Raw genomic sequence first — 20,149 nt, 5'->3', positions numbered from 1 at the left:
GGCGGATGACCGGGGACGGGAGTTGCGTTCTGCCACCGGCAATGGCCGGCGCTCGCGCTCCATACGCCGCGACCGTCGGCGCATCCAGCACAATCGCCCGGGGCGTCGCCGAATGGCTTCGCATCCCGGCAAAGCTCGGCTACCATCGCGCCAAGTATTCGGGTGGGTTGGGTTTGAAGGCGGGTTGATGGAGCAGATCCTCGTGGCGGCGGCGACGCTGCCGGTGAGCGTATTGGGGCCGCGGGCGGTACTGGTGAATGAGGGCGCGCGCACCGGCAAGCTCTACATCCTCAAATCCGGCGATCTCGAAGTGGTGCGCGACGGCAGCACGGTGGCGGCGATCGGTGACCCGGGTTCGGTGATCGGCGACATGTCGGCGCTGCTCGACCTGCCGCATTCGGCGACGGTCAGGACGCGCAACGGCGCCGAAGTGCATGTGGCCGACGACGCCGATGCGTTCCTCGACGCGCACCCGGCCGCGGCCCGGCATATCGCAAAACTCCTCGCGGCGCGGTTGCACAAGACCACGGCGCTGCTGGTCGATATGCGGCGGCAGGCCAAGGTCCGTGAGGACCAGGTGATGTTCGACAAGATTTTCGCACTGCTCGAATAGCGGGAGTTGCTCCGGTGGCGGACAAAGAGACGGAAAGCTGGCTGAAGTTCGATTTCTTCCCCGCTGGCACGGAGCTGATCGTGCAGGGCCGGCAGGCCGGCGGCAGCTTCATGGTGCTGAAGGAGGGCGAGGTCGAAGTGCTGCGCGATGGCAAGTTCGTCTCGACCATCAAGCAGCCCGGCGCCATCTTCGGCGAAATGAGCGTGCTGCTGGAGCGCCCGCATTCGGCGACGGTGCGCGCCGTGACCGATGTCCAGCTCTACGTCATCAACGACGCACTCGCCGTGCTCGAGGCGCACCCGTCCTGGCTGCTGCAGATCGCCCGGCTCCTGGCGCAGCGCGTCAACACCACCACGGCGCAGCTGGTGGCGCTGAAGAGCCGGGAGGCCGAGGAGGACGACGTCCTGGTGCTGCCGACCAACGTCTTCTCCTCCTGGGCGGATCCGCAGATATGACCGACAAACCCAAGCTTGCCATCACCTACTGCACGCAGTGCAACTGGCTGCTGCGCGCCGCCTGGATGGGGCAGGAGGTGCTCTCGACCTTCGGCCTCGAAATGGGCGAGGTCAGCCTTGTTCCCGGCACCGGCGGCATTTTCGAGATCCATCTCGATGGCGTGCTGATCTGGGAGCGCAAGCGCGACGGCGGCTTCCCTGATGCCAAGCAGATCAAGCAACTGGTGCGCGACCGCATCGATCCCGGCCGCGACCTCGGCCATATCGACCATCCGCACGGTCCAGCCGCGAAGCACGGCCACTCCTGAGCGGTCTCAATGTCAGTGTGAGCGTCTCCCTCCCCCCAGGGCGCTACCGCGTCCCCTTGCGGGGAGGGGACAGGGGTGGGGGGCAGCCCGCACCAGCTCCAGTACTAGAGCGTCCTTGCGACCGAGCCCGCAACTATTGCGGCCCCTAGCCGTTGCGTGAACCCGGCAAGGTTCCCACATCAGGCCACACCGCAACCCCGAACCCCTGGACCTCATGAGCATGCTCAAGCGCTTCGCCTCCCTCGGTCTCGCCCTCGTTCTCACTGGCGCGCTCGCCGCCTGCGGCAACAATAACGGCACCGATGTGGGCCGCGTCGGGGTCGATTGGACCGGCAACGACATCAATGTCGAAGCGGTCGCCGATCCGGAGATCAAGGGCGTCGTCTGCCATGTCGCCTATTTCAACCGCTCGCTGATCGATCGGCTGCAGCAGGGCAACTGGTTCGAGGATCCGTCCTATTCGGCGGTGGATTGCGCCGCCGCCGGCCCGGTTACCATCGGCAACATCAACACCAACAAGGGTGGCGAAGAGATCTTCCAGCAGTCGCGCTCGCTGATCTGGAAGAGCCTGCGTGTCTCGCGCATCTACGACGCCGAGAACAATTCGCTGGTCTACCTCGCCCACTCGCGCGAGCTGCAGCAGGGCTCGGGCAAGATGTCGCTGTCGGTGGTGCCGCTCACCGGCCTCGACGTCACCTGGACCAACGGCGCCCCCAAGGGCTCGCCTGCGGCAGCCGCAGCAGCACCCGCCCCGGCCGGCGCGGCAGCTGGCGGTATCTAGGCTTTCAGCCGGCCGCGCCACAACGCCCCCTCGCCCCTTTGGGGAGAGGGCGGGGGTGAGGGGCGCCAAGCGCACCGGCATCGAGCGCTGGGCCGGCCTTGCAGCGACGTCTGCTCATCTTGTGTGCTTGGCGCCCCTCACCCCGCAGTGAGGCCTTCGGCCTCATCCGCCGCCCTCTCCCCAAGGGGGCGAGGGGACGCGAGACCACCCGCAGTGCCAAGTTGCGGGCCAGCTACAAACACCCCCCCACATCGTTCAAACTCGATTCAACCGCGACCGAACCGGGCAAGCCCCAGGCAAGCTGTGGGCGCGCAGGCTCACCGCGATGCCCGCCCGCGGGCTTCGGGAGGCGTGATCATGTTCAGCTGGCTGTCGCAGGGTTCGGCGTCCATCGTCGCCTCGCTGCTTTTCATCGTCGTGGTGTTCCTCATCGCCCGGGTGGCGAGGCTCAGCCAGCCGCGCGCTTTGGCTTTGGCTCTGGCGCCGCCCCTGGCGATCGTGGCCGCCCTGCAATATGCCTTCGCCAGCGGCCTCATCTAACCCCTCTCGACCTCGTAGCACGCTGCCGAAACCGACCTAGCACGCTGATTTTGCTGCTGACCGCACCCCCGGGGAAGCGGTTGTTGCCGCTTGACGGCAAAACACAAAAAGATTTCATGCGGCGCAGTCGCATTCGACTGGGCCGCGTTCGATAGTGGCGCGCGCTAGAGCGAGATCAGGAAAAGTTGTGAGACTTTTCCGGTTCGATCTCGCGACAAAACAAGGACGTGGAGCTGGAGGGCGATCGAACGATCGCAATCCTGCTCCAGTGCCAGTAGTGGCAACGACCCGCATCAAGGAGTTCATCATGGCAATTCTCATCGGCGATACCGCCCCCGATTTCGAGGCGGAGACCACCGAAGGTCGCATCCGCTTCCACGATTACATCGACGGCAGCTGGGCCGTGCTGTTCTCGCACCCGAAGAATTTCACCCCGGTCTGCACCACCGAGCTCGGCTACACCGCCAAGCTGAAGCCCGAGTTCGACAAGCGCGGCGTCAAGGTGCTGGGCCTGTCGGTCGATAAGCTCGAGAACCATGCCGGCTGGGCTGCCGATATCGCCGAGACGCAGGGCGCCACGCTCAACTTCCCGCTGATTTCCGACGTCGATCGTGAGATCGCCACCAAGTTCGACATGATCCACCCCAACGCCAATGACAGCCTCACCGTGCGTTCGCTGTTCGTCATCGGGCCGGACAAGAAGGTGAAGCTCAAGATCGAGTATCCGGCCTCGACCGGCCGCAACTTCGACGAGATCATCCGCGTCATCGACAGCCTGCAGCTCACCGCCAAGCACCAGGTGGCGACGCCGGTGAACTGGAAATCGGGCGAAGACGTCATCATCGTCCCCGCCGTCTCCGACGAAGCAGCCCGCGAAAAGTACCCGGAAGGCTGGAAGACGCTGAAGCCCTACCTCCGCATCGTGCCGCAGCCGCGCGCCTGATCAGGGCTTAGTCTCACGAAATCACGGGCGGCCCGCAGGCCGCCCGTTTCTGTTTCAGGCCCTGCCGAAGAGGCCCCACCCACTCGGTGTCATCCGGTGGGGAGGTCAGATCGTGGGCCATTGCCGTCGCAGGCAATCAGCTCGCTTGCCACCAAACTGCGCCCCAAACCGTGGGTGAGGGGACACCTGTGATAGAGCCCGTCACACTCCGATCCTGTGAGCGCTTGGTCCGCTCTATGCGTTGCCGCGCAGCGCCCGGTTGATGGCGCCGAGCAGCATGACGATGCGCCCCAGCCCCATCAGCGCCAGCCCGCCGACGAACGGCAGCACGGCCCACTGCAGCAGCCGCGCCACGTCGATGAGCGTGGCAACGAGGTCCGCGCCCGGCGTATCGAGCGTCGTGTTGACCAACTGGATCAGGCCGGGCGCCCCGTACCCGGCAACGACGATCGTCGCCAGCACCGCAATCAGCCCAATGACATAAAGCAATCCCGCAACCATCTTCGCCCCCTCATGGCTTATGCCGGGTAGTTAAGAAGGCCTGAACGACTTCGTCAACGTGCTGCTCAGATTCCGAGCTCGGCCTTGAGCTTGCGCGTCAGCTTGTCGGCGATCAGCCGATGCGATTGGCGGACATAGCCCTCGGCGAGCTCGTTCTCGAGCGCGCCGGGCGAAACCCGCACCCATTGGCGCTTGGCGAAATAGGCCGCCTGCTCGATCCCCTCGAGTTCGGTCAGCCCATCGAAGGCGATCTCGCCGACCTTGAAGACGATATCGCCCGAGGCGTCGCCGAGCAGGCAAAACGCCTTGCCGCCGACCTTGGCGACCAGTGCCTCCCATTGCTCGTGCAGCGTCACCCCGGGGAGCGTGGTGACAAACGCGGTGAAGCCGTCGCGGTCATGGAGGGTCAAGGGCCGTTCCTGTCAGATCTGGTCGTGCCGGACGAACAGCCGGGTCTTGCGCGAGCGCCCGGCCCAGGCCAGCAGGGCGCCGGGCACGGCAAGCACCGCCCAGCCCGGCATGGCGAAGATCGCCTCCGAGACCGGCTCGAGCACCATGCCGAAGAACCGGCCGGCGAGGAACTCGCGCACCGTGGCGAGGCTCTCGGCATTGAGCCAGGTCCAGTTCTCGGCAAGTGAGGTGAAGATCAGCTGGTTGGCGCCGAGCGAGCGCGTGCCGTCGATGATCAACAGGATCAGCGCCACACCAAGGAGCCAGGTGCCCAAAAGCCTGATAAAAAGCCGCATCGAGGTCCGTCGCGTCCGGGATGCGCCGTGCGGGGTCCCAATGCTCCACCGGCTGCTGGCAACCCTTTTGCCACGCGGTCTGCGCGCGGGACAAGACAACTTTGCCAGGCCTTGACCGCAATCCCCGTCATCGGCGCGCTATGTGCCTTGCGGTCACGACGTCGATGAGTATATTGCGCCCGCTCCGGCAGGCTCAGCCCCCGGACACGCAGACCCGGGCCCGCCCGGCCCGCTGCATGCGGAGAGATGGCCGAGTGGTCGAAGGCGCACGCCTGGAAAGTGTGTAGGCGGGGAACCGTCTCAAGGGTTCGAATCCCTTTCTCTCCGCCATCCACCTTTGATATTATTGAAGTTTTTGGCGGAATCTGGTCCGGGGCACCTTGCGAGGCACCTAGTAATTTTCGTGATTGCTGCCCCCTCCCTGAACGGTAAGCCTTCCGCGGGCCAGCAGAAGCACCCCCCGGGGTAACACTAACGTGTTTGGGTGATAGCCTATCCGGATGCCCGACCAAGCGGTCAGTCGCCAAGATTTTTGACAGTCTAGACAAATCGCCCGCTGTGCAGTCTCAGCTGTCTGGAGGACCGCTAATGGACCGTTGCGGATTCCGAGTCACAAAGGCCGGGCGGCTCCAGTGCTAAATGGGTTCCTCCGCTTCCAAATCACTGCAGCGAACGTCGCGACCTTCCGAGCCACGATCATTCGATTAAGTCAGTGGGTGACAGATCCCATCGGCGCAGGTCGCGTTTCCGGCGCTAGTCCAACTACAAAGTTTGGCCGGCGGCGTTGCGCGGATCATCCTGCTGATCGATGTAGGCGATGCCCAAGGGGCCGGCGCCGGTCACTTGCGTGACATACTCACCGGATTTTGCCCAATGGAAGTGCTGCGTGTCTCGCGGCAGGACAACGACGCTTCCCGCGCCGTAGGCATGGAGCGTCTCGGGGTCGAATGTCGCGCCGAAGCCGATGTAGAACACGCCCGATATGACCGTGTAGATACGATCTTCCGGGTGGGTATGCGGCATCAACCTCGTGCCGCCGGGCACCTTCACGCGCACGACATACGGGCCGGGCTTGCCTGGATCGCCGACGACTATCGCGAGCACCGCCCCGGCGGGGAATGCGGCGAACGGCTCGAAGCGGATGTCTTCGGGATGGACCGATCCAACCTCGGTCGGCGAAAGGCTGTGGCGAGATAGTGGACCTGTCGTCATGGCTGACCTCGAGTGCGTTCCGCGTCCCTTCAGGCGATCAGGGACCTCTGCGCTCCATGCAACCCCATAATGGTGAGGCGTGGACAGCCAGACGATCGTGTCGCCAAGACCATCGTATTGGTGGCTTTGGACGCCGGGGGGCTCTCACCGGAGTGGTCAGGCCGCTGACGCGCCGTCCCGGATGACTGCCGGATCATGTGCTGGCCTCCTTTGCCGGCAGCGACAGCCGAAAGGTCGCGCCATGGGGCGGCGTGCTTTCGACGGTGAGGGTGCCAACATGCGCCTCGACGGTGGTCCGGCAAATCGCGAGCCCCATGCCCATGCCATCCGCTTTGGTGGTGAAGAACGGATCGAACAGGCGTTGCAGGTTCTCGGGCGCAATGCCCGGGCCGGTGTCGGACATCATGATCTCGATCTTGCCGCCGTCTGCCCATGCCTTGACGGCCAACCGGCGGTTGCCGGGATGCTCCGCCATGGCCTGGCTGGCGTTGACCATCAGGTTCACCAGCACCTGCTGCAACTGCACGCGGTCGCCGAGCACCGTGGGCAAGCCATCCGGCGCCTTGACGCTCAGGTGCACGCCGGCCCGGGCCAGCTCGCGCTCGACCAATGCCGAAGCCTCCTCGATAAGCGAGAGGATGCTCAGTTCAGCCGGTTGACCCGGCGCCTTGCTCAGGAAGGCGCGGATGCGCTTGACGATATCGCTGGCGCGCCCGCCTTCCGAGATCACCCGGCCCATCGCCGTCTCGACCTCCTTGAGGTTGGGCGGGTCGCGGCGCAGCCAGCGCATGTCCTTCGCGACTTGGCTCGTAGGCCATGGATATCTGCAGCCAGTGCCGGCGTTGGAGGATCGGCACTAGCTTGCCACCACGCCGCCGGGCCGGGTAGCGTCCCGGCCATGTGCCACGCCTACTCGATCACTACGAACGTCGAAGCCATCCGCCAGATGGTGCAGACGATATTCCGGCTCGAGGTCGGGGCAAACGTTGGCAACCTGGCGCCGCTGGCCGGTGTGTATCCTGACATGCTGGCGCCAATCATCCGGAACCAGCCCGGATTCCGTGAGCTGATCAAGGTCCGCTGGGGCATGCCGACCTCGTCGCAGGCCCTCTACCAGGCGGCCCAGGCGCGAGCGGACAAGATTGCGAAGAAGCAGGGCCGCGACCTCAGCCCCGAGGAGTTTGCCGAGCTGGTGCGGATGGAGCCCGACCGCGGCACCCACAACGTGCGGAACACCAAAAGCCAGCACTGGAAACGGTGGCTGGCGCCGGAGTTCCGGTGCATCGTGCCGTTCACGAGCTTCGCCGAGGTGAGCAGCGAGATCGGTCCCGACGGCAAGAAGCTCGGCAATACCTGGTTCGCCTTCGACGACAGCCGGCCTCTAGCATTCTTCGCCGGCATCTTCGCGCCGCAGTGGACCAGCGTGCGCAAGACCTCGGAGGGCATGGTCACCACCGACCTTTTCGCGTTCCTCACCACCGATCCGAACAACATCGTCGCCGTCGCCAACCCAGACGCCATGCCAGTGATCCTCAGGACGCCTGAGGAAATCGAGATATGGATGACGGCCCCATGGGAAGAGGCGCAGAAACTTCAGCGGCCATTGCCCGACGGAGTGCTGCAGGTCGTCTCGGTTGGCCCGAAGGAGGATCCGCCACCCTTCGAGCCGGACGAGCCTGAGCCTTCTCTGTTCTGAGAGAGGCTATCCGAATGAACGCCGTTGCGGACGAGCATCCTGCACAGGCGTTTCGATGTCGTAGGCAATCTTGCAGGGGAACGCGACCGTCAGATCGGGCTTATCGAGACCGCGCTGAGCCAACGCACAGCCGCGCCAAGCGGCAATCCTGGGGTGAAGGAGGGTCATCCGGATATCAGGGCCAAATTGCTGCAGGAGCGTCTCGCGTCGATACTCGCCGCGGCGGCCGCATTGCCGACAGTGAACAACGATCCACGGCTCCGCGTATTGGCCGAGGAAGCCAACCCAGCTGATTGTCGCTATGGCGTTCGTGCGCGATGAGGAACGCTAACTGCGCCCCGCCTTCTCGCCCCGTGAGATGCAGAGCGAAGAGAGGACCGGCCAAGCTTGCCGCCATTATTCGGGGCTACTTCTGCCTCGGCTCGTGGAGCGACGCGCCGGCCGCGACCCACTTGCCGGCTCGCTTAAGCTTCACCGCCTCGAGCAGCGTCGCTGCGGCGTTGCGCACTTCACCCTGCATGCCTAGATCGCCATCCAGCTCGTCGTGGCTGATCGCGTAGGGCTTCCAGTAGCCGACATAACGATCGACTTCGGCCTTCGGCCCCGCCGGTTCCAGCTTCATGAAGCGCAGCCAGTCCGAGATCGACCGCCGCACATTCTCCGCCCCCTCGACGTCCCCATGCGACACCACAGCATAAAGCCGCCCCGCCAGGTGCCGCGGGTAGTTCCAGTGGTCGAGTTCGATCGCCTTTGCCGTCTCGGCATCTTTGCCATGGGTGAGCGTTGGGTCGGGGTTGCCGCCATCGGCACAAACCAGTCGGTCCATCATCAGCTTCAGCGGCGAGCTCACCTGGTACCAGTTCACCGGCGAGACGATGAAGATGCCATCTGCCTTTACCCACATCGGGTAGATGTCGTTCATCCAGTCCTGCACCTGGCCCAGCGAGTGGTTCGGATAGCATGAGCACGGCCAGTGGCAGAGCGGCGCCGCGGTCGAAAAGCATGCCTTGCATGGGTAAATGTTGCGCCCATACTCGGAGGCGAGCCGTGACAGATCGAGGATTGTCACTTCGGCCGCGTCCGCCTTGGCGAGATCGGCTGCCATCTTCACCATCCGCCAACTCTTCGAACTTTCGCCAGGGCACGTGTGCTCGCTACGCGAGGAGGCATTGACGAAGAGCAGCCGCGGCGGGCGATCCGCGCTGTCGTACTCCCGCTGCGCCGCGTCGACCGCCGCTTTGGCCGCAATCCAATCCACCGACAGGTCATAGTCAGGATCGGCGTATCCCGGTCCGGCCTTTGCAGTCACTGGCGCCTTCCGACTATTGCTGTAGCCGTCCCAGGCGACGGCTGCGATGCGGTCGAGCTCCTCCTTCAGATCGGCGAACTTCGGATCGGCAAACTGTTGAAGGTAGCGTTCTCGGAACTCTTCCTCGCCGAGTTCCACGGATGGCATTTCCTTGCGGGGGATAGGGAACGGTTGGGGCATCTGGGCGGTCCTCTTCTCGAATCCACAAGCATTGAGGAGACGGCAGGTTCCCTAGAACTCCCCTTTGTCGTACCTGCACGGTTCTATGCGGGAACCTCTTCGGCCTTCCGTGAGCTTGCGGCGCCAAAAAAGGGAGCCGCACCAAGCATCACGAACTCTCGCCGCGCTCGCGCGTCGTCATCACTCACGCGGGGGCGAAGCAAGGCACTGCAGCGCGAACGCTTCGGACCCCGCTGCGCTCGCCTATCCAGTTGGTATGTTGAAGAAGCCGGGCGGCCCCGTTGCGGCTAGCCGTCATTGGGTAGTCAACGGGCGCGCCATGCACGGCTACTGCCCGCTGCTCTCCTCCCAGAGAACGCCCATCCTACCCAGCAGATCGACCGCTACCTGATCATATCTCAGAGCAGTCCCAAGCCCAGGCGAATGGCGTGGCGAGCGCGGTCAGCGCCAAGACCCAGAACAACGACCTCATCAACACGTCCGCAAGCACGGCGAATCTCGCTAATGACGGTCGCCTGCTTCCGCGATGTGCCGGGTGCCTGCCTGCCTAGGCTTCGGTAACTGCAGTGCAGCCTTAAGAGCAGCGTCTTTGGTGCCATACGGGCCGGCTACCAGCCCATGAGCGTCATATACACCGTACCCGCCATCCGGACGGCTGTGGATCTCCCAACCATCCACCCAATCAATATAGTGCGACATCGGTACCTCCCTTGGCCGCAGGTTGAACGCGACGCGAATTTAGGTTGCGCCCATTCTGCCTTCAAGTTGCACACTGAAGCGCATCCGAGAGATCTGCATTTAACTATGACATCCCACCCGGATTTCGCGGCAACTTACCCGCCCTCAGGCATCAAGTAAGTGGGCGCTCGTCGGTGAGAAGGAAATGGCCACGATGGTCCAAAGCGCCGCGCTGGAAGACGGCACCGGCGCGGTGCTGTCGCCGCGAGTGAGGCGACGCCGAACAAGAGGCGTGCGGTTGAGTTCTAAATCTCGTGCCAGCCGTTGGATCCCAAGGCGGCCTACAGTTCCGCCCGCTGTAACCCTCCGCCAAAAGGCCAGTGCCCGGCGAACATGGCGAATACCGCTGCTCCCATAAGTATTGCGGCCATGACGGCGGCGCCCACCAGCGCCCAAGTTGGCGGTGATCGTTTCAGCAGGAGCGGAGTGTAAATTCCCGTAAGGAAAAGGATGGCGCCCAAGGCGACGTGCGCGCCTAACTGATAGGCAGGGACTCCAGAAAGCATCAGCCCCTCCACCCGCTGGTAGCGACAACGTGGCCTGGTGGGGGTTCCTCCGATCCTGCAGTTTCGCCTCAGTACCGTAACAGCGTTAGGGGGTAAATCGGGTGTCAACAAAGCTGCATAGCGCAGCTTCGGTAACCGGCCCTCCAATGGGTCGGATCGTTGATGCCCCTCGTCATCTTCGCCCCTTGGGCATCAAACGGCGGGTGCTCACTGCGGCCTACCACGGGGGTGCCCGCTGTTTCCTATACGAACCCCTTCCCGGCAGTCCGGGTGAGTGAAGTAATCTCAAGGCTCTGCAATGATGACCGTTAAGATCCCGGGGCCCGGCATGCCTGAGCCCGCTATTCCCACCGTCGAGTTCCTGGAGCCCGACTTCGCGCGATGGATCTTCCACACCGACAATCCGGCGCAACAGCGCGTTCAGTTCAATTATTGGCGCGGCTGGTTCGGTTTTAAGGAAGCAGATGAGCCGCACTCGATCGAGACGCGGGTTTGGCTGGTCAGGCGGCAGCGGTAGAGAAATGAGCCGGACCCGGCAGGGAGGACAGCGGGGTCTCCGGCTCATCTTCGGATGTACGCAGTCACTCAGCCTCAGGCCTCGGCCAAAAGTGCTTCCAGATCGAGAGGCTCGTTAAGCGGCTTAAGTGAGCCATCCGAGTTGCGTGGCCACTCAGCCTCGGGCCTGTCTCGATAGATTTCGACGCCGTTGCCGTCAGGATCGCGGAAATATACCGCTTCGTTGGCTCCGTGGTCCGCTTTGCCAGTTATCTCGATGCCCCTGGCGATTGCTCGCTTCACGGCTTGGGCTAGCGACCTTCTGTCGGGGTAAAGAAACGCAGTGTGATAGAGCCCCGTATGTCCCGCCGGAGGTGGCGTCCCACCGGCACTTTCCCAAGTATTGAGGCCGATGTGATGATGATAGCTGCCTGCCGCCAGAAACGCTGCGCCGGAGCCGAGCCGCGCGGTCAACGCAAAGCCCAATATCTCCGAGTAAAACGCAATGGAGCGTTCTAGGTCGGCGACTTTAAGGTGGATATGGCCCACGCGAGTTTCCGGTGGCGCGATGCTGGACACGTTTATCTCCCCAGTAGTTACCCGAGTTCTACCTCTCAACAGACGCCCAGTCACCTGTCACTAGGAAACGTAGCTATGGCGCCCTCCCGTCAATAAACATTCCCGCCTGGGCATAGGCGCTGAGCTTGTTTCGAATAGTTCGGATAGAAATGCCAAGCATATTGGCGGCATGCGTGCGATTGCCGTTTGTCTGGCGCAGAGTCGCTAGGATTAGCGCCTGTTCGACGTCTGCAACAGACATTCCAACCAGAGATTCGGCCGCACTCAGATCAGCGTCTATCATCAAGTTCCTTTCTGAGCCCCCAATTGACCCGAGAAAGTCTTGCGCGAGCTTGGTAGCGGTTGGTTAAGGACAGGTTAACGACTTAGTCCGCTAGACAGGCGACCCAACCTCACTGAGTCACTATAACTCTGCTTCCAACGTCGACCCGGGCATATAAATCGAGGATGTCTCCGTTCAGCATCCTTATGCATCCGTACGACACGAATCCCCCTATCGTTTCGGGAGCGTTGGTGCCGTGGATCGCGTAGGTGCCACCCGCTAACGTAAGTGCGGCTGCCCCCATGGGATTTGACGGAGAGCCTCCAGGAATTAGCGCAGGTAGCTGAGGTTTATCGCGACGGATAGCATCCGGTGGCGCCCAGTTCGGCCCGATGAATTTGGCTTCAATGTGAGACTTGCCAACCCACTGCCGGCCCACTCTCCCCACGCCAACGATGTAGCGTAGTGCCCGGCCGTTGCGCAGAACAAGGTACAGGCGGCGCTCACTTGTCCGGACCACGATGGTGCCCGGTGAAAAGGCCTCGCGAAAGGCAATCAGGTCAGCAGCCCAGGCATCGGTAGAGCCAAGCTGCAGCGCAAGGCCCGCACTCAGCACCAATATCTGGAGGCCGCAACGCCAACGCCCCGAATATCGCAACGTCACCCTTGCGGCTCCGGTCTTAGAGCTCGGTCCCCGATGGAACCTCGAGGCTACCAACTTTGACTTAGGCGAAACGAGCCACCGTAGGACTGGAAGTTCTCAGCGAACTCGCCGTTCACGCTGCCTGCGAAGGCCAAGCCGCTGTCGAAGGTAATTTCGGCGCCGGCGGTGATCAGCACGGCATCCGTCGCCTGCTGAGCGCCCTCGATAACGAAGCTGGACCCGGGCAGCGCCAGGAACTCTGCGTTCACGTCGTTGTCCGCGTATAGGTAATGGCCCCAGGCGGCACCTACATGTAACCCGATGTTTCCGCCTTCTACCGTCGTCTCCCAATCCGCCAGCGCGCCGAGCTCAACGCGCGCCGATAGTGCCTCGTTCTCGCCGTAGCCCAGCGCGAAGGTGGAGGCCCCCGAGGTGGTCGTCTCGGCGTAGGCGGGCTCGAACACCGTCTGACCGCGCACGGCGGCATAGGGCGTAAACCAACCTACATGGTAACCGACTTCGATCTCCCCAGCGATATTGTGGGCCCCGAAGTTGGCGTTGAAGACGTCTTCCCCTGCGACGGCAAGGCGCCTTTCTGTCTCGACGCTGTGATAGGCGTAAGCCAAGGCACCGGCGACATACCCCATTTCGCCATCGGCCCGCCCATAAATGGCAGCCTGAAACATCTGACTGTTGCCCGACCCCATCTCATCGGCAAGCGCGAAATCGGTGACGCCCGCTGAGGCCGCGACTCCCACGAGGGTTCCCTCGGAGAGGTGATAGTCGACGCCCACAGCAACGCCCATATCGCGGACCGTGCGATCACGGCTGCCGATCGATGCGCTGCCTTCGGTCAGGCTGGTTCCGCCGAAGCCGGCGGCCCAGATAGTCCAATCGGCTACATCCGGGTATGCCGGCCCTTGGTCGAAACCTTCAAATGCACCCTGCCCGGCAGGCGCGGGGGACGGCGCGTACCCCATGACGCTCACAGTGCCGCGGCCCATTGTTTCGCCAGGCAAGGGAGCCATGGCCATCCCGCCATGCGGACCCGTAACGAGATCCAGAAAGGAGTTCATGGACTGATGAATTGAGGGCGCCACTCCCGTCCCCGTTTCACCAGCGATTTGTTCCAACAGATCCGCCAACTCTTCAGGTGTCAGGAGATCGAGTATAAGGAACCCCAGCGGCAGCGTGCCGCCGTTCTCCAGATAGTCATTGATCGCGTCGATAACGGCTTGCTCGTTATCAGTGGTGTCCCCGTCATCCAGATCCTCACCAATTTCGCCGTCACTGACGTCAAAGACGCAGACGTTGATCTCGTTGGTATCCAGCGTGACCGCTCCATTGCGCGCCCAGGCAGCGCCGCAATCGATCGTGGTACCGGTCAAAAGGGAAATGCTGGTCAGTGCAACGATCTGTCCCATGAAGTCGGTATTCGTGCCTAGCGTCGCCGAGCTTCCCACGACAAAGAACACGTTGGCGGGATTGACCGTACTGCCGGGGGCAATGACTACCGACGAGTTGCTAGCCGTTGTTAGCCCTGCGGGTACTTGAATGATGAAGACGTCGTCGGCATCACCTTGCAAAGTCAGCGTGCCATTCAAATTGGCCTCGCTTTCAAAGGAATAAACACCTGCAGTGAGGGTCCGTCCTCCAAGTTCGTTGCCGACCAAGGCCTCGGTGACAGGACGGTTCATCAAGACGTTGTAGGTGGTGGCCAGATCGCTCTTGGCTTGAACCGCCACGCTGTCGGCCTGGAAGTAAGCGCCTGTCAGGACGATCTGATCCGCGCCCGGCCCCTTGCCCGTTATCGCAGATCCAGGGCTTACACCTATGTTGCCGACAATGACGCTCGTGCCAGTGTTGGTTATGGTTGAGCCGCCCAAAATTGCAAATGTATCGAGGCTTTGCCCGTCGGCTGCCGTGGCGCCTGCTAGTAAAGACACTGTTGCCACAGCGATAAGAGCCGCGGCTGATATAGCGTACTTTTGCGTAGGTTCTTTACCGCGAGTCATCGTACATCTCCGCATGGATGATTAACGTGTCAACGCTGCCGCTAATGGCCTCCACAAGCACTACTGTATGCGTCTATTCTTAGGAAGATGGGTTCTTATTAACTTATGATATGAAAAAGTTCTCCGAGTGCGCGCATTATCACTCAGGAATAATTTATGCCGTTGATATTGTGGAAGAAAGAGACGTTGCGATTGGCTGAGAGTTGTAAATATTCCTGTGTCCACCAACCAAATGAACGCGCCCAAAATTGATTTGTAGGAAGAGAGTGTTGCTGCAAAAGCTCAAAAGATGACCCCTGCCACCTCACGAACTAGCGTGATCACTGCCACGGGCACTAACGCGCCGGTAACAATCTCGGCGCAGTGTCGGAGAGCGGCGGATGTATCGAGTAGCCGCGCTATCATTGCTGCACCAACAATTTAGCGGTTCGCGGTGCAGTGGGGTTTCGCTGCCTGTCCCGCTCGTGAGGCGCCACCTCCCGCCTAATTCTCGATGACCTGTCCGTCTGAGTTCGTCGCGCCACAGGGACTCGGCCGGCTTAATTCCGGCGGATTGCAATGCGTGGGATCGGCGACCGTTTTCCAACCCGAGAGTGGCTGTGTCGCCCCGCCTTGTTCCTTCCGTCGGTCTAGTCGCTATCCTCGTTCTGAGTGGTTGCGCGAGCACCAGTCGCCCACCCGTTCACTCGCTACCGGTAGCTGACTGCGGCGCCTCCGAGGTGAAGACGCTTATCGGCCAGCCGGTCACCGGCAAGTCAGCCTCCGATGTTAGGATCGGCAACAATCCCGTGCGGTCCAAGGGGGACGTTCGCGTAATTGCGCCCGGGCAAGCCGTCATACAGAACTACAGTGAAGGTCGGTTAAACTTGGAAACCGACACGTCGGGCAGGCTACTGCGAGCAACTTGCGGTTGATCTAAAGGCCGCTGCCTGGCAGCAGCACCCGAAACACTAAAAGCCCCGACCTCCCGCAAAGGAGGCCGGAGCGGTAACCTGCGATCAGGTTCGGTCGTCTACGTACACCGTATAGGACCCATCGGCCTCCGTCGTCACTGCGACGATCTTCTCGATCGGACAGGTTGCCGTGTCGAGCTTGGCCTTAAGGTCGGCGTTGGCATTGATCGCAGTCTTGAGTTCGATCACCAGCGTGGCGCTCTTGGTCAGCGCATTGTCCAGGGCCGCAGCATCACCTGCAGCGTCACCCTTGAGCGTCGAGACGTTCACGCACTTCACCGTTGAGGCGGAAGTGAACGTCTTGACGTCCGCCATCTTGCCAGAGTTGAGGCTGGAAATGAGCGACCCATAGTTGGTCTTCGCCGAAACGCCCGCCTCGGTAGCCGCCGTGGTCGCTGTGCTGGCATCCTGAGCCACTGCGACAAACGGGGCGCTCACCAAGGCTGCCGCGATCATAAGAGTGGCAATGATTTTCATCGTGTTCTTCTCCTTTTCTTGCCCTCGGCGCAGACAACTTGCGTAGCAACGTCCGGTTCCGAACTTAACGCGGCCGTCCAAGTGGTTCGGCCTGTGCTTCTCATTGAGGCGCCCTGCAGCCCAATGAATGGGCTGTTCCGGTGTAAGTAGTTGAACTTGTGTTTTATGCGGGCGACAGGGCGTGTTGTGCGTCCGCGGCCGTCGGTCTATCTCGACACCATGCAAGGCATATCGGGGCGACATCGCCGCTGTGCTATTTGCGTTCTGCCTCCCCATGTCGCTAACGGTCGGCGTTGAGGGCACTGAGGGCGGGCTAGTTGACCATCTCACTGCGGACCGTAGAGCATCGTTGCTGGACTACCCTTAGCCAGGCCCGTCTCACTGCCCGCTCAAGCACCCAGCTGCATCGCTGCCGAACTTCTAGGGTCCTACAGGTGCCAATGAGCGAATGCGTTAGCGCAAGTTCTTGACCGGCCCTTGGCACCGTTTCCGGCTCTAGGAAAAGCGGTCAAGTTTCTCCCGCTATGAAACTTCATCAGATCACCCTGAACCCCGGGGTCTGCTTCTCGTTATCCGTCGACACTGGGAAACGATGATGCAGATCAAGGCTGGGTTCACTATCGCGTACGAATGTCCAAGACCCACGCCGATGCTCTTGACGCTCAAGGTGCACCCGACGCGGCGCGCTGACTTACTGACGCCGGAGTCACTGACATTTTCGCCACCTGTCGAGACATGGGACTACCTTGATGGCTTCGGCAACGTCTGCACTAGACTGACCGCACCCGCTGGCCGGCTTACCATCTCGACCGCGTTTGAGATCTACGACGGCGGATTACCCGACTTTGTTCCTCACGATGCGGCGCAGCACAACATCCGCGATTTGCCCGATGACACCTTGGTGTACGTTCTGGGATCCCGCTACTGCGAGACGGACCTTCTTTCGGACATCGCCTGGCAACTGTTTGATAAGACCCAGCCAGGGTGGCCACGAGTGCAAGCGATCCTGGATTTCGTGCATAATCACATTCGCTTCGACTATCAGAAGGCGGACAAGACCCGCTCTGCCTACGGAGCTTATCTGCAGAACGTAGGGGTCTGCCGCGACTTCACCCATCTCGCAATAGCGTTATGTCGGTGCATGAACATCCCTGCCCGATACTGTACCGGCTACCTCGGGGACATCGGGGTGCCCCCGTCGGACGCGCCGATGGATTTTTCCGCCTGGTTTGAGGTGTACCTCGGGGGGCACTGGTATACGGCCGACGCGCGGCACAATACCCCGCGGATAGGGCGCATTCTGATGGCGACGGGACGCGACGCGACCGACGTCGCGCTTTCCACGCAATTTGGTCCGGCGCTACTGACTCAATTCGAAGTACTGACCGAGGAGATTCAATCGTCGGATTACGAAGTGTGACAGAGAGAACGCCACATTGATTTCGCATTGGATGCGAAGGAGAGCCACGGATGACCGCTGACTTGTTCGGTACGCCCGACTTAATCGCCGGGTTTCAATATCGCGCTGATGTCCTTTCTCCCAAAGAGGAAGACGAGATGCTCGGTTGGTTACCGAACCTGCCGTTTCGCGCATTCGAGTTCCACGGCTTCGAAGGCAAGCGCCGCGTCGTCTCGTTCGGGTGGAAGTATGACTTCAGTGCGCAGCGGCTAATCGCCGTTGACCCGTTACCCGTCGAGTTCGCCCCGGTGCTACAGCGGGTCAGCGGCTTATTTGGCATCGAGGAGGGCGCACTGCAGCAGCTCTTGGTAACCGAATACGGCCAGGGCGCCGCCATCGGTTGGCACCGGGATAAGGCCGCCTTTGGGAAGGTCGTCGGGGTATCGCTGGGCGCAGCTTGCATTATGCGGCTGCGGAAGAAGCGGGGAACCACCTGGCTTCGGCATAATATTGGCCTCGATCCTCGATCGGCTTACCTGCTGAGCGGGGAAGTGCGCACTGACTGGGAGCACAGCATACCACCGGTGCAAGAACCCAGGTTCTCCTTAACGTTTCGAACGCTTGCGTCCTACACCGGTCCGGCAGCTTGAGGGCTTTTGGCTCGACGCTCCTGAGGGGCAGCGGGGGTGAAGCGTCGCTGACTACGAGGGAGCCACGCGGCAACGGAACGAACTTCACTAGGACGGGTTATGGCTTCGTCAGGGCATTGCGTGCCGACAGTCGGCGCGCCCTTGGCTCCGGCAGAACGAGGACGACATGGCTTTCGATGGAGTTGGCTGGCTAGCAGCGGTCATTATCGGTGGATTGGCAGGGTGGCTTGCCGCGATCATGATGAAGTCGAATACCGGGATTTTGATGAACATCATCCTGGGCGTGGTGGGCGCCATAGTGGCAAGCCTTCTGCTTGGTCTGCTCGGCATCGGTTTCGGCGGGTGGCTTGGGTACCTTATAGCGGGGTTTATCGGCGCGTGTATTCTTATCGCGATTGGGCGTGCGTTTAGTTCTCGCCGAGTGTGAGGCCAGGAACAAACCGCTTCTTCGTAGGTTAACGTATTGTGCCACGTAGGTTCGCCCCCGTGTGGCATTAGCTAGGGCCGCGCTTTGAACCCTCGGAGCGCGGTCTTTCTACGCGAGGGAACCGAGTTCAAAGGTCGGCATTCTAGTCGTCGAAATCGGAGCCAAAAATGCTGCACATTCCCTCACGCACCCAGCCCAGCCCCGTCGAAAAGGTCGCCTTGGCCCGCCTTGCAATAAGTTCAGATCTATGCCCGCCGCCTCATCTGCGTGAGGAACTCCAGGCGAAGGGGTGGGTCCGGATCACCAAGACGGGCGAGCCAAGGCTTACTGGCCTCGGTCGGGAACTAGTTGATCGTTACTAGATGTCGCACCGCGGAATTCGTCTGAAGAGGTGCGATCAATGACCACCAGTTGGCTTACCTCCGAGCTGCTCTCTGGCATCGACAGGTTAATCGCTGATCGGAATATTCCTCCCACCCCGAGGCTTAGTCGAGAAGAGGCTCTTCAAATGATCGTCCGGGATTGGTTGCAAGGTCAGGGGTACGTCGCCTTACCAGACGGTGAGAGTATTCTCCCTGTTTCTGCAGCTTCCAAAGTCCCCGATGCCTGATCGCATCAAAGATGCGATTGTTTCTATCGCCACCCCCCACGCTGCCTCTTTGGAGGCGTGGCTGCTTCGCCATGGCTTTCCTGTGCACCATCAGTCCGAGAGCGCAGACGGTGCTGTGACCTTTTATGCGGTCGAGGACCTTTCGGCGGAAGGCCGGGAGGAATTGCGAGAGATCGGCGCTGAAATCGTAAGCGAGTGGAAGCACGGCGAGCCGCAGGACAAGTGAACGGGACGGCTAGCCGCTCCGATGAAGCCATCCGTCACCGTGAAGCTGATCTCCATAAGATGGCCTGCCGGTAGGCTAGGGTCAGAGCTCCGTCGGATCATCACATCAACGGCGAGACCGCGCGCTGGAGGATCTGTGACGGTGTGGCGGTTTCTGACTTTTTGCGGCCTTGGATGGTCAGTTACTTCAACGGGAACGCGCCCCTCTAGTTGGCACGCCCTGTCGGTGACAGTCGACGAACTATCGACTCCTCCGGAGATCAGATAGATCACCTGATCGTTGACCAATACTCATCGCGCCACACCACGTCTCAGGAGTTGTACATGGCCGCTCGTCGGAATGCCTTGGGTTTGGACAAGGCGCTTGATGAAATCGCATCTGAGCCAGAGAAACTCCTGCCGCTCTGACGCCTAAGTTCGTACTAACACCCGCGACACCCGCCCCTAGTACCCCACCGCCGGCCCGCCGATCGGGAACAACAAGCTTGAGCTCGTGCGCCGTGGTCGTCGCGCCGTAGACGCCGGCATCGTCGGCGCTCAGCCGCATGCCGAGGGTTGGGCAGGTTATCATCAGGCCGACATCGAGCTTGGCGCGGAGGTCATCGAACGGCTCGATGATCTCGATTCGGCGGCAACCCTTCGGGGGCGGTGTCGGCGACCCACTGGTTCTGCATCGGCCACCATTGCACGCCGCCCCGCACGAAGCCGCTCACCAAGAACCCGTTGTCCATCTGGGTACAGAGCCGAAGCTCGGCGGCAAGGGTGACGAAAGCCTGGGTGATCTCGGGGTGGGTGAGATTAGCGAGGCCAGCCCCGGTCTCGGTGCGCTCCGGCGTGTGCAGCAAGGTGGCCATCGATATCCAGCTGGCCGATCGCCTGGTCGGCC

At 61.7% G+C, this 20,149-nt stretch carries 25 protein-coding genes, 1 tRNA gene and 1 pseudogene; 15 read left to right on the top strand and 12 right to left on the bottom strand.

All coding sequences use genetic code 11. From position 1 onward, the window contains the following. Positions 1–187: 187 nt before the first annotated feature. The 6 genes from ACSQ23_RS04905 (at position 188) to ACSQ23_RS04880 (ending at position 3,640) form a co-directional block, all read left to right on the top strand. Positions 188–613: a cyclic nucleotide-binding domain-containing protein gene (locus tag ACSQ23_RS04905; protein ID WP_055873390.1), complete on the top strand. Its 426-nt coding sequence runs from the start codon at positions 188–190 to the stop codon at positions 611–613. 14 nt (positions 614–627) lie between these two features. After that, entirely contained in the window at positions 628–1,068 is a 441-nt protein-coding gene (locus ACSQ23_RS04900; RefSeq protein ID WP_055994830.1) for a Crp/Fnr family transcriptional regulator, read from the top strand. Then, positions 1,065–1,376 carry a SelT/SelW/SelH family protein gene (locus ACSQ23_RS04895; RefSeq protein ID WP_436089927.1) on the top strand — a complete coding sequence of 104 codons (312 nt, stop codon included), beginning with the start codon at positions 1,065–1,067 and terminating at the stop codon, positions 1,374–1,376. The genes ACSQ23_RS04900 and ACSQ23_RS04895 overlap by 4 nt, the downstream gene beginning before the upstream one ends. 214 nt (positions 1,377–1,590) lie before the next feature. Continuing rightward, the gene (locus ACSQ23_RS04890; RefSeq protein ID WP_436089926.1) at positions 1,591–2,157 is read left to right on the top strand and encodes a CreA family protein; all 567 of its coding nucleotides are present in this window, start codon (positions 1,591–1,593) and stop codon (positions 2,155–2,157) included. Between the two features lie 357 nt (positions 2,158–2,514). Further along, complete coding sequence (locus tag ACSQ23_RS04885) at positions 2,515–2,697, top strand: hypothetical protein (protein ID WP_055873375.1); 183 nt, start codon at positions 2,515–2,517, stop codon at positions 2,695–2,697. A 307-nt stretch (positions 2,698–3,004) separates the two neighbouring features. Next, positions 3,005–3,640 (top strand): peroxiredoxin, encoded by a 636-nt coding sequence (locus ACSQ23_RS04880; RefSeq protein WP_055875875.1) that lies wholly within the window; start codon positions 3,005–3,007, stop codon positions 3,638–3,640. Between the two features lie 234 nt (positions 3,641–3,874). On the opposite strand, the gene ACSQ23_RS04875 is transcribed toward ACSQ23_RS04880, so the two are convergent. The 3 genes from ACSQ23_RS04875 to ACSQ23_RS04865 all read right to left on the bottom strand — a co-directional run bounded on the left by ACSQ23_RS04875 (position 3,875) and on the right by ACSQ23_RS04865 (position 4,887). Beyond that, a complete protein-coding gene (locus ACSQ23_RS04875; protein WP_436089925.1) occupies positions 3,875–4,141 on the bottom strand; it encodes a hypothetical protein in 267 nt (88 codons plus the stop codon). A 65-nt stretch (positions 4,142–4,206) separates the two neighbouring features. Then, positions 4,207–4,551: an MmcQ/YjbR family DNA-binding protein gene (locus ACSQ23_RS04870; protein ID WP_436089924.1), complete on the bottom strand. Its 345-nt coding sequence runs from the start codon at positions 4,549–4,551 to the stop codon at positions 4,207–4,209. Between the two features lie 12 nt (positions 4,552–4,563). Then, positions 4,564–4,887: a hypothetical protein gene (locus tag ACSQ23_RS04865; RefSeq protein ID WP_156384598.1), complete on the bottom strand. Its 324-nt coding sequence runs from the start codon at positions 4,885–4,887 to the stop codon at positions 4,564–4,566. Positions 4,888–5,127: 240 nt separating this feature from the next. Here ACSQ23_RS04865 and ACSQ23_RS04860 point away from each other — a divergent pair. Beyond that, a tRNA-Ser gene (locus ACSQ23_RS04860) sits at positions 5,128–5,217 on the top strand. A 432-nt stretch (positions 5,218–5,649) separates the two neighbouring features. Here ACSQ23_RS04860 and ACSQ23_RS04855 read toward each other — a convergent pair. Together ACSQ23_RS04855 and ACSQ23_RS04850 are read right to left on the bottom strand one after the other, a co-directional pair. Beyond that, the gene (locus tag ACSQ23_RS04855; protein ID WP_436089923.1) at positions 5,650–6,099 is read right to left on the bottom strand and encodes a cupin domain-containing protein; all 450 of its coding nucleotides are present in this window, start codon (positions 6,097–6,099) and stop codon (positions 5,650–5,652) included. A gap of 193 nt (positions 6,100–6,292) precedes the next feature. Further along, positions 6,293–6,889 (bottom strand): sensor histidine kinase, encoded by a 597-nt coding sequence (locus tag ACSQ23_RS04850; RefSeq protein WP_436089922.1) that lies wholly within the window; start codon positions 6,887–6,889, stop codon positions 6,293–6,295. A gap of 108 nt (positions 6,890–6,997) precedes the next feature. Here ACSQ23_RS04850 and ACSQ23_RS04845 point away from each other — a divergent pair, with 108 nt between their 5' ends. Continuing rightward, entirely contained in the window at positions 6,998–7,795 is a 798-nt protein-coding gene (locus tag ACSQ23_RS04845; RefSeq protein ID WP_436089921.1) for an SOS response-associated peptidase family protein, read from the top strand. A gap of 24 nt (positions 7,796–7,819) precedes the next feature. Continuing rightward, positions 7,820–8,116: a hypothetical protein gene (locus ACSQ23_RS04840; protein WP_436089920.1), complete on the top strand. Its 297-nt coding sequence runs from the start codon at positions 7,820–7,822 to the stop codon at positions 8,114–8,116. A gap of 85 nt (positions 8,117–8,201) precedes the next feature. Here ACSQ23_RS04840 and ACSQ23_RS04835 read toward each other — a convergent pair whose 3' ends face one another. Then, positions 8,202–9,251 carry a flavodoxin family protein gene (locus tag ACSQ23_RS04835; RefSeq protein WP_436090566.1) on the bottom strand — a complete coding sequence of 350 codons (1,050 nt, stop codon included), beginning with the start codon at positions 9,249–9,251 and terminating at the stop codon, positions 8,202–8,204. 1,605 nt (positions 9,252–10,856) lie between these two features. On the opposite strand from ACSQ23_RS04835, the gene ACSQ23_RS04830 reads away from it, so the two are divergent. Next, a complete protein-coding gene (locus ACSQ23_RS04830) occupies positions 10,857–11,045 on the top strand; it encodes a hypothetical protein (RefSeq protein WP_436089919.1) in 189 nt (62 codons plus the stop codon). 74 nt (positions 11,046–11,119) lie between these two features. Here the strand turns inward: ACSQ23_RS04830 and ACSQ23_RS04825 are convergent, their stop codons facing one another. The 4 genes and pseudogenes from ACSQ23_RS04825 to ACSQ23_RS04810 form a co-directional block, all read right to left on the bottom strand. Next, positions 11,120–11,602 carry a VOC family protein gene (locus tag ACSQ23_RS04825; RefSeq protein WP_436089918.1) on the bottom strand — a complete coding sequence of 161 codons (483 nt, stop codon included), beginning with the start codon at positions 11,600–11,602 and terminating at the stop codon, positions 11,120–11,122. A 73-nt stretch (positions 11,603–11,675) separates the two neighbouring features. Further along, positions 11,676–11,855: pseudogene (locus tag ACSQ23_RS04820) on the bottom strand (helix-turn-helix domain-containing protein); the annotation flags it as partial. Positions 11,856–11,994: 139 nt separating this feature from the next. Then, positions 11,995–12,459: a L,D-transpeptidase gene (locus ACSQ23_RS04815; RefSeq protein WP_436090565.1), complete on the bottom strand. Its 465-nt coding sequence runs from the start codon at positions 12,457–12,459 to the stop codon at positions 11,995–11,997. A 116-nt stretch (positions 12,460–12,575) separates the two neighbouring features. Next, positions 12,576–14,522, bottom strand: coding sequence for an ice-binding family protein (locus ACSQ23_RS04810; protein WP_436089917.1), 1,947 nt, complete (start codon positions 14,520–14,522; stop codon positions 12,576–12,578). A gap of 593 nt (positions 14,523–15,115) precedes the next feature. On the opposite strand from ACSQ23_RS04810, the gene ACSQ23_RS04805 reads away from it, so the two are divergent. Beyond that, complete coding sequence (locus ACSQ23_RS04805; RefSeq protein WP_436089916.1) at positions 15,116–15,436, top strand: I78 family peptidase inhibitor; 321 nt, start codon at positions 15,116–15,118, stop codon at positions 15,434–15,436. An 84-nt stretch (positions 15,437–15,520) separates the two neighbouring features. Here the strand turns inward: ACSQ23_RS04805 and ACSQ23_RS04800 are convergent, their stop codons facing one another. Further along, a complete protein-coding gene (locus ACSQ23_RS04800; RefSeq protein ID WP_436089915.1) occupies positions 15,521–15,952 on the bottom strand; it encodes a hypothetical protein in 432 nt (143 codons plus the stop codon). Between the two features lie 595 nt (positions 15,953–16,547). Between ACSQ23_RS04800 and ACSQ23_RS04795 the strand changes: the two genes are divergently transcribed. The 4 genes from ACSQ23_RS04795 (at position 16,548) to ACSQ23_RS04780 (ending at position 19,264) form a co-directional block, all read left to right on the top strand. Beyond that, positions 16,548–17,372 (top strand): transglutaminase-like domain-containing protein, encoded by an 825-nt coding sequence (locus tag ACSQ23_RS04795; protein ID WP_436089914.1) that lies wholly within the window; start codon positions 16,548–16,550, stop codon positions 17,370–17,372. Positions 17,373–17,422: 50 nt separating this feature from the next. Then, the gene (locus ACSQ23_RS04790) at positions 17,423–18,001 is read left to right on the top strand and encodes an alpha-ketoglutarate-dependent dioxygenase AlkB (RefSeq protein WP_436089913.1); all 579 of its coding nucleotides are present in this window, start codon (positions 17,423–17,425) and stop codon (positions 17,999–18,001) included. A gap of 166 nt (positions 18,002–18,167) precedes the next feature. Next, positions 18,168–18,428: a GlsB/YeaQ/YmgE family stress response membrane protein gene (locus tag ACSQ23_RS04785; protein WP_436089912.1), complete on the top strand. Its 261-nt coding sequence runs from the start codon at positions 18,168–18,170 to the stop codon at positions 18,426–18,428. Between the two features lie 602 nt (positions 18,429–19,030). Then, positions 19,031–19,264, top strand: coding sequence for a hypothetical protein (locus tag ACSQ23_RS04780; protein WP_436089911.1), 234 nt, complete (start codon positions 19,031–19,033; stop codon positions 19,262–19,264). 598 nt (positions 19,265–19,862) lie between these two features. Here ACSQ23_RS04780 and ACSQ23_RS04775 read toward each other — a convergent pair. Then, on the bottom strand, positions 19,863–20,117 hold the full coding sequence (locus ACSQ23_RS04775) for a hypothetical protein (RefSeq protein ID WP_436089910.1): 255 nt from the start codon (positions 20,115–20,117) through the stop codon (positions 19,863–19,865). Between the last annotated feature and the right edge of the window lie 32 nt (positions 20,118–20,149).

The organism is Devosia sp. LjRoot16, from assembly GCF_964252795.1.
Classification (GTDB): domain Bacteria; phylum Pseudomonadota; class Alphaproteobacteria; order Rhizobiales; family Devosiaceae; genus Devosia_A.
This window is presented reverse-complemented; position numbering and strand designations above follow the sequence as displayed.